The organism is Sporosarcina sp. OR05 (genome assembly GCF_041414805.1).
Taxonomy (GTDB): domain Bacteria; phylum Bacillota; class Bacilli; order Bacillales_A; family Planococcaceae; genus Sporosarcina; species Sporosarcina saromensis.
In genome coordinates this window covers 36,458-53,055 of record NZ_JANKJL010000001.1, presented here as the reverse complement: position 1 = coordinate 53,055, position 16,598 = coordinate 36,458, and the positions used below count along the sequence as shown (strand labels likewise).

Genomic DNA, 16,598 nt, shown 5'->3' with positions numbered 1-16,598 from the left:
TCATCACACACCTTCACTTGTCGCCAGTTTCAATGCTTTCCCAACAAATCCGTCCGATTCCAGGAGTAATTGGTGGGCTCGTTCCTTTGTCGTTTCTGCCAAAATCATGACAACTGCTACTTTTACATTATAGTCCGTTTCTTCCAATACTGCTTCCGCTTGTTCGTAACCGATGTCCGTCAGTGTACAGACCATTTTTTTTGCACGTTCACGCAATTTGTAATTACTTGCGTGCAAGTCCACCATCAAATTCTTATACACTTTCCCATTCTTAATCATTGCCGTCGTAGAAATCATATTTAGAACCATTTTATGTGCAGTAGCAGCTTTTAGGCGAGTCGATCCTGTCAAAATTTCTGGACCTGTTAACACCTCTATGGGGATATCCGCGCATTCACTTATAATTGCTCGTTCATTACTCGATAAGCTCACTGTAACCGCTCCACATGATTGTGCATAAAGGAGTGCACCTTTTACATAAGGAGTGCGGCCACTCGCAGCGATTCCAAGGATGACATCTTTTTCATTCACTCGAAGGGCTTCTAGATCTTTCGCTCCAAGCATTGCATCATCTTCTGCTCCTTCAACCGCCACATACATCGCACCTGCACCACCCGCCAAAACCGCTTGCACTTGTTCGGGTGGCGTACTGAATGTCGGCGGGCATTCCACAGCATCCATCACACCTATTCTGCCACTTGTCCCTGCCCCGACATAAATAAGACGTCCACCGACCTTAAAAGCGTTGGCAACTTTCTCGACCGCTTTTTCGATTTGCGGTAATACTTGGCGAACTGCAAGGGCAATCGTTTCATCTTCTTCGTTCATTGTCGTAAGGATTTCACGAATTGACATTTCATCTAATCGCGTCGTCTTTACATTTGATTGTTCTGTGAGTAGAAATGGTAACTTTTCCATCGTCCGCCTTCCTATCTATAGCATAAGTATTTTTCTCTTTTGTCCATGAAAACCGCTGTATCCGATTGGCATTTAGCCTGATAATCTCCTAGACTCCCTCTTAATAGACCATGGCGTAGCTCTGCATTTCCTGCGAGCAAGTCAAACATCGGATGTTTCAACGATCCGTACGTCAAAAAATCCACCTGTTTTGGATACATGTCAATAATTTCAGCAAGCACGGTAACGAACGTATGTAAAGGCTGTATTCGTCTTGGTTCTGTCACGTGCAATTGAATGCCTTCACAGTGTTCTCCTGCGTATTTTTGGTAAGTCGGTGTAAATGCAGTTGCTCGTGCCCGAATGGTTTCTATACCTAGTGAATTCACACGATCTTGCAGTTTTTCACCATCAATGAAAGGTGCGCCGATCACTTCAAAAGGTTGAGTTGTTCCCCTTCCTTCAGAAAGGTTCGTCCCTTCCAACAGACATGTACCAGGGTAGAGGAGCATCATCTGAACGGTTGTTGTATTGGGTGAAGGTGGCACCCATGGAAGACCCGTTTCATGAAAGTATAAATTGCGATTCCAGCCTTTCATGTGAATGACGTCCAATTGACAATGAATACCAAAAACTTCATTAAAATAAGTCGCTAATTCCCCAATCGTCATGCCGTGCCGATTTGGAATCGGGTATAATCCGACAAATGATGTAAAGCCTTCCTCTATGAAATTCCCTTCAACGGCTTCTCCTCCAATCGGATTTGGCCGGTCAAGTACAATCATCCGCTTCCCTTTTCTTGCACACGCTTGCATCATATAAGCCATCGTGTACATGTACGTATAATAGCGGGCACCAATATCTTGCATATCAAAGATGACAATGTCCACTGCATCCATCATTGCATCCGTCGGCTTTTTCGACTTCCCATACAAACTAAATACCGGAAGACCTGTAGAACAATGGACTGCATCTGTGAATTTTTCGCCTTCTCTTGCATTTGTCAATAGCCCATGTTCAGGGGCGAATAATGCCACCAAATGTAAGTCGGGATGATCATGGACTAATCGAATCGTTGAGACAAGTTCTGCATTTACACCCGTTTGATTTGTCAATAAACCAATTCTTTTTCCATTTAGCGATGATAAATCCTGTTCAAAAAACACATCCACACCTAACTGTACTTGTTGTGAACGCATCATTCTTTCACGCCACCTAGTGTTAAACCTTTAACAAAATAGCGTTGGAATAGAATGAATACAATAATCATCGGAATGGCTGCTACGGCTGCTCCACTCATGAGTAGCTTGAAACTTGCCAAGTTGGCATCTTGCAACGTTTTCAAGCCGACAGGTAACGTGTAAAGCTCCGCTGTGTTCAATACGATAATTGGCCATAGGAAGGAGTTCCACACATTCATGAATGTAAAGATTCCAAGTGCTGCCAAGCCCGGTTTTGCAAGAGGTAGGACGACTGTCCAAAATGTTCGCCATTCACTTGCTCCGTCGATTTTAGCCGCTTCAAGCAACTCATCCGGAACGGAATACATGAATTGCCTCATAAGAAATACACCGAAAACCATTGATAGATCTGGTAAGATTAACGCCCAATGGGTATCCATTAACCCAAGATTCCCGACCATGATGAATAACGGCACGAGTGTTACTTGACCAGGGATCATCATTGTTGAAATGATAATCCAGAAGATGAGATTTCGTCCTGGGAACTTCTTTTTCGCCAATACATAACCGGCCATCGAGTCGATGAGCAATATGCCAATCGTTACAACGACGGCGATATAAATACTATTAAAGAACCACTTTCCGACATCATGTTTTTTGAACAATGTTTTAAAACTACCAAACGTATTTGAAACAATATGATCCATCATCTCACGGTGGTATGCTTCTTCTTCCACATCTCCCGCTTTCGCTGCTTCCCTAGCTTCTCCCCAATGCTCTAAGTAGAGCGGAATTCCCATCGGATACATTTTTGGTGGATTCGAATCCACATAAGAGACTGGCCGCTCCATATCTTGAGATTGATAGCTACTTAATTGCAAAGAAGTGGAAAACACCCAATACAACGGTAGCAATGAGACGATTGCAAAGACAAATAGCAAGCCGAATATGATAAATTTATTTATACGATCTAACGGTTTTTTCTTCATTTCCTATCCCCCAATCACTCATCGTGGCGAAGCATCCGGAATTGGATGACGGAAAAGATGAGGATAATGACAAACAATACGACGGACTGTGCCCCAGCCAATCCAAATTCAAAGTCGCGGAAACCGGTTTTATAAATTAAGTGGACAAGCGTTTCCGTTGCACTTCCCGGTCCGCCACCTGTCATCATAATAATTTGTGTAAACACTTGGAAGGAACCGATTGTGCTTAACAAAACAAGGTATAGCGTCGTCGGCTTGAGTAACGGAATCGTAATATGAATCCATTGCTTAAACTTCCCTGCTCCATCCATCCTTGCCGCCTCATACAATGACTGTGAAATCGAGCCCATCGAAGCCAAATACAAAATAATGCCGACACCGAATGGAATGAGACATTGCATAATAATTAATGCCCATAGTGCTGTGCTTGATTGACCGAGCCAATTAATTGGTTCTACGCCGAACCACCCTAGAACATAGTTGAATAATCCGAAGTCATAGTTGTACATCCATCTCCATACCATCGCTATGATGACCATGGATGTAACGGTCGGTAAGTAAAATGCAGATCTGAAAAGGCTTTGCGAGAACTTCCCAAGTTCAAATATGAGTGTCGCGAGTACGAGTGCACTAATGACACCGAATGGAACGGTTACAGCTGTAAATAGCAAAGTGTTTTTTAAAGCGATACGAAATGCTTCACTTTGAAACACTTCTATGTAATTCTCAAAACCGACAAATTCACTACCAAAAATTTTGTATTTTTGAAAGGATAATACGAAGGCCCATACAACTGGGATGGCAACGAACAATGTAAACAATATGAGTTTAGGTAATAGAAAGAGGTAGGCACTATAGTTTTTTTTCATTGCCCGAAACACATGTCTGTTCGGTTTTTTCACGCGCAACTTCTCTTCTTTTTTTGGAACGGCTCCCATTGGCATTTGCGTCATGTTGGACACCCCCTAAAAGTGAAGCAGGCATACGCGATGCATAGCCTGCTTGTGAAATCTTACTCTAGTATTTTATCGACAGCTTTCTTTGCATCAGCCATTGCCTGCTCGGCGGTTTTCTCTCCGTTAAACACGAGCTGTAGCTCTGTTTGGATTGCTTCATCGATTTTTCTCCATTCAGGATGACGTGGAAGCATGATGACTTGGTCAGACATTTCCATCGCGCGTGTCATTTCAGGATTGTCTTTGAATGGATCCATTTCTGCAGCACTGATGCGTGCAGGGAAAATTCCGTAATTTTGAGCCATATGAGATTGCTCTTCTGCAGTTGAGATGAATTTCATGAAGTCTGCAACGGCAGCTTTCTTATTTACATCTTTTTGGTGCATCATGACCCATCCACCAACACCACCGATTGTGACTGGATCCCCTGATTCTCCAGTTGGGTAATCAGCAACCATGAAGTTTGTCGGGTATTTACCTTGTGCTGCACCAATTGCCCATGTTGCCCAAGGTTGCATTGCGACTGTCCGTTGCTCTTCATTCGCCCATGCTTGGAACGTTCCACCAACGTCATTGCCACCGTGTGTTTCAGGCGCAACTTTATGCGTCAATTTTAAATCAGCTAAATCTTGAATCGCTTTCACAGTTTCTGGTGAATCGAAAGTGAACTCCGTCATATCATCATTAAGTGGTGAACCTCCGTTTTTGTAGAAGAACGGCCATGCTTCATAGTAGCCAGGCATAATGTATGTGGAGAAGCCGTGGACATCAATTTTCCCATCCCCATCACGGTCGAAGGTCAGTTTCTCAGCAGCTGCCAAAAACTCATCATATGTCCATTTTCCATCTTTCGGAGGCTCAACGCCTGCTTCTTCAAATAAATCCAAGTTCAAAAGCATGGAGTGTAGCGTAATACTATTTGGAATACCGTACAATTTCCCATCATGGGTGTATGCATCTAACGCGTTTTCGTAGAAATCTTTTTTCGCGTCTTTGTCAAAATACGGATCTAATGATTCGATGACGCCTTGTTCAATATGATCAATACTTACAGCGCTCCCACTAATATCGACTGGCGCGATATCTGGCCAAGCTTTACCTGCAATCGCAACACCTAGTTTATCGCCCATTTCAGCCCAAGGCACTTGGACTAAATCGATTTCAACGCCATCATTCGCTTCTTCGTATTCCTTAATTTTCGCTTCTAACCAATGGAATTTATTGTCGTCTTCATCTGGCCATCTCGGTCCGTCCCAAATCGTTATTTTCCCTTTAAATTCTTCTGCATTTCCTGCATCTTCTTTCTCACTACAAGCCCCAAGTACAGTTGCTGCCAACCCCAATGATAAAACGGCTGCTGCTGACTTCTTCCACAATCTCTTCATCTCTTAACCCCCCAAAGTTTTAAATGATTATATGGTTACAACTTTTTCCCCTTTTGTTTAACAGTTATTTGTTACTCATTTTGAGTGTGTCTTACTTTTTTCAGGAAACGGATAGCTAAGCGCCAGGGTGTCGGCTAGCTTCAGGCGCCAGATGCTAGGGTCATAAGGAAAGCCGTTGCGTGGCAAAGGACGCCACTTCACGTCTTCCTCTTATACCCGTCGCATCTAGAGCGGCGCCTTACGCTTTTGATATCGTCCAGCTGCGAGTGGCAGCTGCTCGGGTCATAAGGAAATCCGCTGTGTGGCAAAGGGCGCCACTTCGCGTCTTTGCCTTATGCCTGTCGCAGCTAAGCGCCACTCTCCGCTTTTGATGATCCCCATGCGATTTTTCCCATTATGGTTTCTTTTCTCGCTCCTGTTGCTTCTGGGAGGGAGTTTGGTGTTTTTTGGATTCCTAAGTAGCCGAGTAGTGCGAAGACGATGGCTTCTTTGGCGTCTGCGTTAATACCTGCTTCGGCTGATGTGATGAGCCGGATGTCGCTTGGTAACAGTTGTTGGATCATTGCCATTAATGTACTGTTGTGGGCGCCACCGCCACTGACAATCACTTCTTGTACGTCATGTGTGTCTCGGTATTTTAGGATTTCAGCTGTGATGGATGATGCGGTGAACATTGTGGCGGTTGCAATTTTGTCGGCGGATGTGCAGTTGTATGCATCCCCTTCATACCAGAATTCTTTCACATATGCCTCTCCGAACAACTCGCGTCCCGTGCTTTTGGGAATAGGTGCTTTGAAATACGAATGCTGTAACAAATCGCTCAGCCATGCATTTTGCACCTTGCCACTTCTAGCGATTTCTCCATTCTCATCAAATGTCACTTGGCCATTTGAATGCCTCAAGATACAAGCGTCAATGATCATATTGCCGGGCCCCGTATCATAGGCAATGATGCTTTCTGTTGAATGAATAGGAGGCAACACTGTCAAATTAGCAATTCCGCCGATGTTAACGAGCACACGACCAGTTGTTGATTGGAATAATAGCTTATCCGCATACGGCACTAAAGGAGCACCTTGCCCTCCAACAGCCATATCTCTCGTTCTGAAATCTCCGATGACAGTCCGACCCGTTCTTTCAGCAATTACTGCAATATCTCCAATTTGTAGCGTATTCGGTCGAGCATATACATCAGCCACATCTACAGACGGTTCGTGCCAAATTGTCTGTCCATGTGAACTGATTACATCAACGGTGTCTATAGGAATCTCTAATTCTTCTAAAGCTTCTATTACGTATGTCGCAAACAGTTCACCCAAATACATATTCATGGATGAAACTTCTTGGACAGATGTCCTTGGATCCATGAGTGCATGAAGCTTTTTGCGTAACACCTCGTCATAGGGCTTTGTCGTAAAACCAATCAATGCATGTTGCAGCGTTGACTGTTCATACGAAAAATCTACAATGGCAATATCAAGCCCATCCAAAGAAGTGCCAGACATCAATCCACAAACGCGCATAGGCTTCAAAGGCATCCCCCATTCTTCATAAGACTTTGTAAACGCTTACCAATAGTTTAGCTGTTGTGAAATTAAATTTCAATACAAATTTATTTTTCTAAAAAGAATTTTCAATCACGTAATCGTTACAGGCAACTTACCACTAACAGGGCATTCCCCTACTAAATACTTGGCCACCACCTCAAAAGCTGTTTCTGTAAATTCATACGTACAAACCATTCGATTGACGTTTACGAAGCAGCCGGCGTCATATGGTGAACGGATTGCCACTACGTCTACAGGTTTTCCACTTGCTACTAACCGCTGTACAAATTGTTGTTGTTCTAGTTGTTGGACTGCATTCAACGTCAGAACAACTATGTGATCAACGTTTTGAGCAACTTCTAACACTTCACGAAGACGGTTTTCATCTTGCATCGATGCAATCTCCATTGCAGTAACATGTCGGTGAACTTTGTTTAATTGCGTCGCCATGGATAACGTAGAATAGCGTTTATCTTCCACTAACGTTGCATAGTTGTTCGTCGGATATACGAGTAAGACATTGTCATCTTGTTGAATGGTTGTACCAGGCCCTACGACTTCTGTAATCCCTTTTGCGTAGACCTCTTGCATCTGCTGTTGGTGGTGAAGGGAACCGACTTCTTCCAAGCCGTTTAGGTTTGTCTCAATTTCCTCCCATGACGAATACAAATTGGCAAGTTTCTCAATTCTAGCGATTGAGGCGTCAATTTGCTCTTCGGCTATTCTTCCCGTTCGTACTGCTTGTTCCAACGCCTTGACTGCTTTCTCTTGCAAGTCATGCAAATGGGAAACCATGACAAAATCAACACCCGCTTCGACTGCTCGGACACATCCCTCCACTGTCCCTACACCTTTCGCAATCGCATCCATTTCCATACAGTCTGTCGTAATGACACCTTCAAATCCTAATTGTTCTCGCAATAGCCCTGTTATGACCGCACGAGATAACGTCGCTGGCACGTTTGCTTCACGTTCTAATGCAGGAAAGTAAACGTGCGCACTCATAATCGCATCTGCCCCAGCACCCATACATGTTTTAAATGGCACTAATTCCACCGCATGTAAACGGTCCAAGTCATGTGCAATGACCGGCAAATCAAGATGAGAATCAACACTCGTATCGCCATGACCCGGAAAATGCTTTAATGTCGTCGCAATCCCTGCTTCTTGCATACCCATCATTGAATGTTTTGCCATTTCTGCGACTTCCATTGGATTTTCACCAAAAGACCGTACACCGATTACCGGATTGGCCGGATTATTATTCACATCCACGACCGGAGCAAGGTTCCAGTTAATGCCGAGCGCTTTCAATTCTTTACCCGTCAAAAAACCTGCTTGCTGTGCTAAAAGAGAATCTTTTGTCGCTCCTAATAGCATCGCTCCCGGTATAATTGTCGTCCCTTCTCCCAAACGTCTCACTACACCGTTTTCCTGATCGATGCATATGAGCAATGGGGACGTATACCCTGCTTTTTTCGCTTCACGTTGCAAACTGTTCGTCAACTTGCGGATTTCCGCAGGCGTACCAATGTTTCTGCCAAATAGTATAATTCCTCCTATGTGATACGTATGGATCAAGTGTTTTATTTCCTCAGACATCGTGATCCCTTTAAATCCGGCTACAAGTAGTCGACCGACCTTTTTATGCAAACTCATTTTGCTCCTCCTCTTTACACTGGAAATCCAGGTATATATCCCTCTCGTCTTACATGTAGACCTCTTGAATTCTTTAATGTTTGGGCATAGGTCGTGCGTGCTAAACAGCCGCGCAACGTCCCGAGTGCTTTGTAGTATTCATAATAGCGAAAACTTGTTGAATTCATGATGAACCAATAGCAATTCAATGCTTGTAAATAGGCATCGAATGAATCAGTTACATCCACATAAATATCCGGTTCATACCCATCCATATCCTCCCAATTCTCACTGTGAAAGACGCGTTTGAGACCATGTGGAGGGTAACCCCCTAATTCAAATCCAGGTAAAGAAGCCTTCAACCAAGCATCTTGTACGATTTTCTGACAAAGCGCATGATCAGGATGCATACTGTTCTCCCAATGAGTAATGACAAATTCAGGCTTCTCTTTACGAAAAATCATCGCTACTTCTTTTACAATTTGATCGTCAAACGACAACTCAGCATCTCGGTAGTCAAGTGTAATACTTGTTCCTCCTAGCACAGCAGCCGCCTGCTCTGCTTCCTGTATTTTCTGTTGTAGATAGTCTCCAACATCCATATGGGGAGGTGCTCCCTTCTCTCCCGCTGTGAGGTGAAGGAACGTCACTCGATATCCAGCTTTCGCGTATTTATGTGCAATTGCACCGGCTTGTAATTCTGCATCACCGCAATGTGCACCGACAATCATTACATGCATTTGAACACCTCCTATTGAAAAAGTTTTGTCATGATGAGGTTATGTAATCGTGGCCGCAAGCGAATCATGGAAGCGGTTCTTCCAAAGTAGACTCGGTTGGTCAACAACATGACAGTCAGTTCATTCACCGGGTCAATGAAAAAACTTGTGCCCGTAAACCCTGTATGACCATATGTTTTTGAAGACATCAGGTCTCCAATTGGACTTGGACCTTCTCCTTTCAACTGCCAGCCAATTCCTCTGCTTTCGGTTGAATACGATGTAAAATTCTTTTTAGAAAGTGCTAACCACTGTGGATGAATAATCGTCCTTCCATTATAGACACCCTCCGTCTCCAACATCGACGTGAAACGTGATAAATCTTCCATTGTTGAAAATAAACCTGCATGCCCACTCACACCGCCCATAAATTCCGTATTATCATCATGGACAATGCCATATTTGCGGCCTTGTAAGTGCTCAACATATTCTGTTGGAGCAAGCTTATCCCGAGCGACTTGCGGTTTAAAGCAAGTAGCCTGCATGGAGAGCGGTTCAAATAGATGTGTCTTTGCATATTCTTCAAGCGGTTGTTGTGTTACTTGTTCAATAATCTCCTTTAGTAAGATGAACCCTAAGTCACTATAGACGACAGCTGTATCTGATTGGTACGTCAACTCATCGCGCTTAATTTCCTCCAATACTGCTTGCGCTGACAGCCTTCGTTCAAAATAAGGCCTATGCGCAATCAAACCGGAAGAATGGGTTAACAATTGTTGAATGGTTATAGCTTCTTTTCCTTTATTGCCAAAACCATCAATGAATGTAGCGACTTTGTCATGTAAGTGGATTTCGCCTGCGGCACAAAGTTGTAAAATTGCCGGCAACGTCACCATCACTTTCGTTAAGGACGCCATATCAAAAACGTGAGCACTCGTCATCGGGACTTTGTCATTTTCTAAGCTATTTGTTCCGAGTGCTTCATCTACAACTATTCTACCTTTATGTCGTATTCGAATGACCGCACCTGGTGTCACTTGCTCATCGATTTCTCGTTGTAAAAACGCTCGTATCGCTTCTCTCAATCACTTCACCCCTATCGTTTTGCGCATTCCTTGATAGCGTTTCCAAGGTATGAAACCAAGTTTCTCATAAAATGAATCCAGTTGCGTCCAGTCAATGACAATTTCATCCACACCTCTTGACGCCAATTCATTGGCTGCCGCCTTTACTAAATCCAAACCAAAGTGCTTCCCCCGTATTGACTTGTCTATTCCTAGCGGGCCAATTCCACCTAATTCACCTTGTACTAATCCCGACCAATAAACGTTTTGCGCAATAACTGGCGACTGTGCATCATTGATTCGGCAAAAACCTTTCAATCTATCCTTCTGATATAAACCTATGAATTCCCGACCTGTCCCTTGCAGTTCTTCGTAATGAACCGCTTCATAATGCCAACGACCAGGAAAAGTGTGTTTTAGGAATTGGACGAGGTTCGGTACGTCCTCATCACTTAGCACGCGAAAATGGTCGGCTGAATTGGTTAATTTGTACAGCTCAGCATTCCTCATATCCTTTTTCAAATCGGTTTCGACAGCAGTCTTTTCATAGCCTTTTTCCTTGAACCATTCAATAGCAGATAGATCTTCTACCGGCACACCTGGAAAGTAATGCCACGGATCACGCCCTAAAAGAATTTCATGCACATTTGCTTCCTTTAATGCCTCTTCCGCATGATAAAGGAGCTTCGACCCGATTCCACGATGACGTGCAGAGGATTTGACGAGTAAGCACTGGAGCCATCCGATTGAAAGGGACATTTGCACATTGAGTTTTTCTTGATAATGTTTCGTGACAACAAAGCCGAGTAGCTCACCATTTTCGACGATCGCTACGGATCCTTTCCAATTTACATTTGAATCACGGGTGGTATTTTGATGCCATAACGCATTTGTCATCGGAAAACGATTTCCGATTGTATCATTCCATAGTTGAACAATTTGTGAATGATCAAGCTTATCCATGTACACTTTTTCCAATGGTACACCCCCCTAAAGCTTTTCATTGAATCGAGCTGAAAAGTCCTCTGCTACTTGTATGCCTTCACTTGCAAAAGCTGCTAAAACAGCTCCTCCGACTGGTGGTACTTTTGTTAATTCAAATGTAACAGACGGCAACGACACTTTTGACAGTGCGCGAAATTTCTCTATAAAAAATGGTCCTTCGGAAAAAACGCCACCTGATAACACGATGTTTGTTGCATGATTGTTAGCAAATAAAGTCCGATGACACGTGTGAATGGCATGCACCATTTCTTTACACGCTTCGTTTGTAATAGCAAGCGCAACCGCATCACCTTGTTGTGCCTCTTCCACAACGATATGTGCAAGGGGCGCAATTACCGATCTCGGATGCTCATTCCCATAGACTTTTGAAATGATTGTAGGAACATGAGCTATTTGGAAGTGCTTGCAAAAACGGTTCGACAATGAAGTCTCTGGACCACGTCCATCGTACGCACGAAAGATCGCTTTTAGCGCATGCTTGCCTAAATAGAAGCCGCTACCTTCATCATCAAACAAATAACCCCAACCACCTACTCGAGCCTCTTTGCCTTCTTCATTCACACCTAATGTGATTGCTCCTGTGCCTGCAATTTGCACAATACCCGGCTTCCCTAATGTGCCTGCGTAAAGTGCATTCCACGCATCATTTTGTACTGTAACAACAGTTTGTGGCGGTAACCCTTTACGCAAAAGGGTTACCACCTCCTCATCACGACCACTTTCGCCAACACCTGCTATGCCTGCATAACATAAGGAAAGTTGTCGAAAAACATCGTCGTTTTGTTTTTTTATGTCCACTAATAGAGAACTTAACACTTCTTCAAATGCTTCTTGCGTGAGGGTGTTCGGGTTACTTCTGCCAGCAACAGCATGCATGTAAACGTTCCCAAATTCATCCGCAACAACTGCAGTTGTTCGCGTCCCCCCACCGTCTATTCCTAAAACATACATGATACGACGACCGCCTTTTTAATATCTAGTTTCCAAATCAATTCCTGTATAAAAGTGCTTTAAGATGACATCGTACGTATAGCCTTTTTCAGCCATGCCGACAGCACCGACTTGTGACATCCCAACTCCATGTCCCCAGCCGCCGCCATCTACTTTGTATCCGATTGTTTCGCCTGTCTCTTGATCTTTCACTGGCTCAATGATGAATAGCGTACTCAGCAATACTGCTGGGCTTCCGTTTGCGTTAATATATTGCAATGCCCACCGAATACGGTCTTTATATTCGTAGAACGTCCCATTTTCCGTAACGAACTCAATCACCGCAGCTCGTCCTGATCGCGAACGTTCCGTCACATTAATTTCAAGGACTCTACCAACATCCGTATTGAAATAACTTCCGATAACGTCACTAATCTCTTCGGCAGTCCACTCGAAATGCCAGCGGTAATACCGTGACCAGTCCGCTTCAAAATCTCCATTCTTCACTTTTCGTAGCGACTCGGAGTTCCCGGTTTTCTTGTAAATTTCCAACGCAGGTACATACTTCAATGAATTCCCTTTCTGCGCTACATGTGTCGCCCGCAAATACGGCGTTGCTTCTGAGTTCCATACATCTTCATTGCTCGCTGTAAAACCTCCACTCGTCGAATGGAATACAGCAGTGATCAACTTTCCGTCATATGTCGCTACAATCCCTTTTGTCCCGTCAACCGCCTCGTTGGATATTGGATGTTCTGCCGTAAATCCTCCATATACTTGGTCAGATGTCGTCGGCAATAAATCATACCCATCCGCACTTCGCTTTCCTAGGTTAGAGAGTGCATACGTACGAGCCGCAATCGCTTGTGCTTTTTGCGCCTCCACTTCTCCATATGGAACTGGTGGAAGTTCTCTTGGCACAACTCCATACAAATATTGTTCGATGCTTAATTCATTAATACCTGCTAACGTACCACTGCTATTGAAGCCTACTTCTGCCACACCTCGATACGCCTTTCCATTGATCGTCACCATTTCGGATGCAGCAATCACTCGTACAGCATTCGTTGTCTCTTTCACAACACCGTCCATTGAAATCGTCAGTCGTTTTTCTCCTTCAGCTGTCGTAACGACTTTCCAAAATGCATCATTTGCTGCTAACCCTTTCGCGACAACTTCATTTTTAAAAGCGACCCGTTCAGCAAACGAAGCATCCGGTGCAAATTCACCGAGGTACAAACGATAGCCATTGTTATAGTTTTCTACATAAGTGGCATAACCCTCCTCGGTTGCACGCCGAACCCAATCTGCAACATACACATCACTTGTCGTGAACGCTACTTGTAAACGAAAAAAACTTTGTACCGTCGACGTACTACTCAACGCCACAACGCTTTGCGCATTTGCGCCTGTGAATAAAACCTCACCTGTCTGCTTATCAATAATGTCAAAATTCCCTTGTCCCCCAATACTTAGAGACTCAACAGCCGGCACGACCCCAATCCGGATGATCGGTTCCTCAGCAGACTCGCCTGCAGACGCCAAAGACGCCCCCCATCCTTGAAGTACCATCGCACATACAAATACACTGACAGTAAGAACTTTCCACAATCTCATTCACTCACCCATCCTCTCAATGTAGACTATTCAAACAGCTTGCTAGTATAAAAAGTTCGACACCTCTATGAAAATACCTTTTAAAAATATAGATTATTTTCGATATTTTTTTTCATCCATTCAAATCGGCATCCTTTTCACACCAGACCCAAATTTGTCAAAACCCATTCAGCGCGTTTAACAGCAACTATGTATAGTCCTCTCCGCGAATTCCCAAAGCACTTTCGTAAAACGTGGCTCTGTAATCGGTACGCGGCATAAACCACTTAATCGCCGCATACTTCGCCGGTTCGCAGCATAATCCTCTCAATCGCCGCATAACTCTTCATAACAACGCAATCCTCTCCGTAACGAGCAAACTACACAAAGGAAACGCTCAGTCATGCATGACCAAAAATAAAAAACGACCTCAAAGACTTATCGTCCTTTCAGTCGTTTTTCCTCCTCTTGCATCGCCTTTACACGGACATCTCCACCCGTTTTTCCTGCACGCATCGTCAGTCGTTCATGTTCAGCTATAGCTGTCAACACATAAATGCTTTGTAGCAATTTTCATCCCTCCATTTCATCACCCTTCTCATACTATGTAGCGTTTTTCAATTGGAGACGACTCCAGTAAAAATACTATTATTCGAAAGCGATCTATAATTCAGACACAATATGATTTATTGAATAAAGTACTGTAGAAACGATCTTCAATCTGTTGCAATATCATTCTACTGCAAGTGCGTTTTATATAGATGGCTCTGTTTTTATTCCAAAATCACATCGTAAACTACGTGTAATCCTTTGTAACATTTCTGTAATTTTACTGCCTCTAAACTGTAATGTTTAACCTGTAGACTGATAAATGTAAAATAATTGATCGGTAAATAGAAAATAATTAAAGCCATATAGATCAGTGGTGGATAGGGGAAATGCATGAAGAAAGTCGCTTTATCATTACTCGTAGCAGGTTCATTGGCATTTGGTATTACAACTGAACATTCACAAGCAAGTGCAAATACAACAGAAGTAGCATCCGTACAAAATAGTACATACTCAACTGCATATAATGTCAATGTCCGTTCTGGAGCAGGAACAGGTCATAAAATTGTTACGTTAGCGAAAAAAGGCACGAAGGTTTCCGTCATTGGAGAGAAAAAAGTTGGAAAACAACTTTGGTTCCAAGTGAAAGTGAACGGTAAAACGGGATGGGCACTTAGTTCTTTATTGACAAAAAAAGCAGTCACAACAAGTAGCGCTGCGCCTTCTTCAAAAGTTGTAGAAACAGCAAAAGGACTGACAGGCATTCCGTATCGTTTTGGCGGTACAACGACGAGAGGATTCGACTGCAGCGGTTTTGTTCAATATGCATTTAAGAAATCCGGTAAATCCGTTGCAAGAGATACACTTGGCCAATATGCACAAACGAAAAAAGTGAGCAATCCTAAACCGGGTGATCTTGTATTTTTCAAAAACACATACCGTCCAGGCATCTCTCACGTCGGCATTTATATTGGAAATAACAAATTTGTCCACGCAGGTGGAAAGAAGTCTCAAGTTGTTAGCTTGGACAATCGCTATTGGAAATCTAAATTCCATAGCTTTAAGCGTTTCTAATTGAATTAGTGTCTCACAAAAACCGTGTAGAGCAAGTTAATCCTTGCTTTACACGGTTTTTGTAATTGACTAGTTTTTCTTCAACACCGTACGATTTTCTTCCGCATGCGGCCAAGTTTGCAGAAATTGTATCGTCTTCAAGCGACCAATCTCCATCATTTCTTCTTTTTTTTCATCTTCAAGATCAAACTGTGTCGCACTATATTGCTCTACCGGTATAAAAATAATATCTTTTTCATGTTTTCTAGAAATATAGCGCTCATCATGTGCATTTTTCATTGTGGAAAATAATCCTTCAAACAAATTCAATGCATTATCAATTTTCCTTCCAGGCATTTTATCTTTTGGGTGACTCAATTTCATGCCAATTAACGGCCTTTTACGAAAACCGTCCGCTTCATCAAAAATCCACATCGGGAAATTGCTTAACACACCCCCATCCACGACAATCGTCTCTCCTGTCGGTGTTTTTAACCGCACCGGTTCAAAGAAAAAAGGAATTGTACAGCTCATCCGCAAAGCACGTGCAATCGGAAACATGCCCGGTTCTATTCCGTAATGGACGAGATCATCTGGCAATACAATCATCTTACCGTTTGTCAAATCAGAGGCAACCAATTTCAATGAACCCGCCGGTAAGTCCGAAAAATTGTACAGCCCTTTTAATGATAGTTTCTCAAAAAACCAATCTTCCAATGCTTGCCCCTGATAAAGTCCCATTCGCCAATAGAGAAACAACCATTTCATGAACGGAAACGGAATTAGCGTTTTACGTGGATCGAGCAAATTTTGCAAATCTTCTTCTTGCATCATGTCCTCGATTTCCTTTGCAGTATATCCCGCAGCTATGAAGCTCGCCACGATCGCACCCGCGCTCGTTCCAGCAACACGTCGAAAACGGTAACCTCTCACTTCCAACGCTTGGTATGCACCGACTAAAGCAAAACCTTTTAATCCACCACCCGCAAACACGCCATCGATATACACAGCATCCCTCCAATTGTTGGTCATAGGAAGAGCGCAATGAAAACAGCATTCATTGCTATTTGACAAGAATCGTTTTTCACC

15 protein-coding genes are annotated in these 16,598 nt (G+C 43.3%); 1 reads left to right on the top strand and 14 read right to left on the bottom strand.

Annotation, left to right across the window (positions count from 1 at the left end):
- Positions 1-3 precede the first annotated feature (3 nt).
- The 13 genes from murQ to NRI27_RS00185 form a co-directional block, all read right to left on the bottom strand.
- Positions 4-918 carry an N-acetylmuramic acid 6-phosphate etherase gene (gene murQ, locus NRI27_RS00245; protein WP_371389076.1) on the bottom strand — a complete coding sequence of 305 codons (915 nt, stop codon included), beginning with the start codon at positions 916-918 and terminating at the stop codon, positions 4-6.
- 11 nt (positions 919-929) lie between these two features.
- Positions 930-2,099, bottom strand: a complete 1,170-nt coding sequence (locus NRI27_RS00240; protein ID WP_371389075.1) for an exo-beta-N-acetylmuramidase NamZ family protein — start codon at positions 2,097-2,099, stop codon at positions 930-932.
- Complete coding sequence (locus NRI27_RS00235; RefSeq protein ID WP_371389074.1) at positions 2,096-3,067, bottom strand: carbohydrate ABC transporter permease; 972 nt, start codon at positions 3,065-3,067, stop codon at positions 2,096-2,098. Before NRI27_RS00235 ends, NRI27_RS00240 begins: the two co-directional genes overlap by 4 nt.
- 14 nt (positions 3,068-3,081) lie before the next feature.
- Positions 3,082-4,020 carry a carbohydrate ABC transporter permease gene (locus NRI27_RS00230; RefSeq protein ID WP_317942387.1) on the bottom strand — a complete coding sequence of 313 codons (939 nt, stop codon included), beginning with the start codon at positions 4,018-4,020 and terminating at the stop codon, positions 3,082-3,084.
- Positions 4,021-4,079: 59 nt separating this feature from the next.
- Entirely contained in the window at positions 4,080-5,408 is a 1,329-nt protein-coding gene (locus NRI27_RS00225) for an extracellular solute-binding protein (RefSeq protein ID WP_317942386.1), read from the bottom strand.
- 347 nt (positions 5,409-5,755) lie between these two features.
- Entirely contained in the window at positions 5,756-6,931 is a 1,176-nt protein-coding gene (locus tag NRI27_RS00220) for an anhydro-N-acetylmuramic acid kinase (protein WP_371389646.1), read from the bottom strand.
- A gap of 114 nt (positions 6,932-7,045) precedes the next feature.
- Positions 7,046-8,614 (bottom strand): beta-N-acetylhexosaminidase, encoded by a 1,569-nt coding sequence (nagZ, locus tag NRI27_RS00215; RefSeq protein ID WP_371389073.1) that lies wholly within the window; start codon positions 8,612-8,614, stop codon positions 7,046-7,048.
- Positions 8,615-8,628: 14 nt separating this feature from the next.
- Positions 8,629-9,333 carry a PIG-L deacetylase family protein gene (locus NRI27_RS00210; RefSeq protein WP_371389072.1) on the bottom strand — a complete coding sequence of 235 codons (705 nt, stop codon included), beginning with the start codon at positions 9,331-9,333 and terminating at the stop codon, positions 8,629-8,631.
- A gap of 11 nt (positions 9,334-9,344) precedes the next feature.
- Positions 9,345-10,397 carry a serine hydrolase domain-containing protein gene (locus NRI27_RS00205; RefSeq protein WP_371389071.1) on the bottom strand — a complete coding sequence of 351 codons (1,053 nt, stop codon included), beginning with the start codon at positions 10,395-10,397 and terminating at the stop codon, positions 9,345-9,347.
- Entirely contained in the window at positions 10,398-11,345 is a 948-nt protein-coding gene (locus NRI27_RS00200) for a GNAT family N-acetyltransferase (RefSeq protein WP_371389645.1), read from the bottom strand.
- Between the two features lie 21 nt (positions 11,346-11,366).
- Positions 11,367-12,332, bottom strand: coding sequence for an N-acetylglucosamine kinase (locus NRI27_RS00195; RefSeq protein ID WP_371389070.1), 966 nt, complete (start codon positions 12,330-12,332; stop codon positions 11,367-11,369).
- 18 nt (positions 12,333-12,350) lie between these two features.
- Positions 12,351-13,928, bottom strand: coding sequence for a SpoIID/LytB domain-containing protein (locus tag NRI27_RS00190; RefSeq protein ID WP_371389069.1), 1,578 nt, complete (start codon positions 13,926-13,928; stop codon positions 12,351-12,353).
- A gap of 417 nt (positions 13,929-14,345) precedes the next feature.
- Positions 14,346-14,477, bottom strand: coding sequence for a hypothetical protein (locus NRI27_RS00185; RefSeq protein WP_317942380.1), 132 nt, complete (start codon positions 14,475-14,477; stop codon positions 14,346-14,348).
- 372 nt (positions 14,478-14,849) lie between these two features.
- Here NRI27_RS00185 and NRI27_RS00180 point away from each other — a divergent pair, with 372 nt between their 5' ends.
- Positions 14,850-15,530, top strand: a complete 681-nt coding sequence (locus NRI27_RS00180; protein WP_371389068.1) for a C40 family peptidase — start codon at positions 14,850-14,852, stop codon at positions 15,528-15,530.
- 69 nt (positions 15,531-15,599) lie between these two features.
- Here the strand turns inward: NRI27_RS00180 and NRI27_RS00175 are convergent, their stop codons facing one another.
- Positions 15,600-16,517, bottom strand: a complete 918-nt coding sequence (locus tag NRI27_RS00175; protein WP_371389067.1) for a patatin-like phospholipase family protein — start codon at positions 16,515-16,517, stop codon at positions 15,600-15,602.
- Positions 16,518-16,598 lie beyond the last annotated feature (81 nt).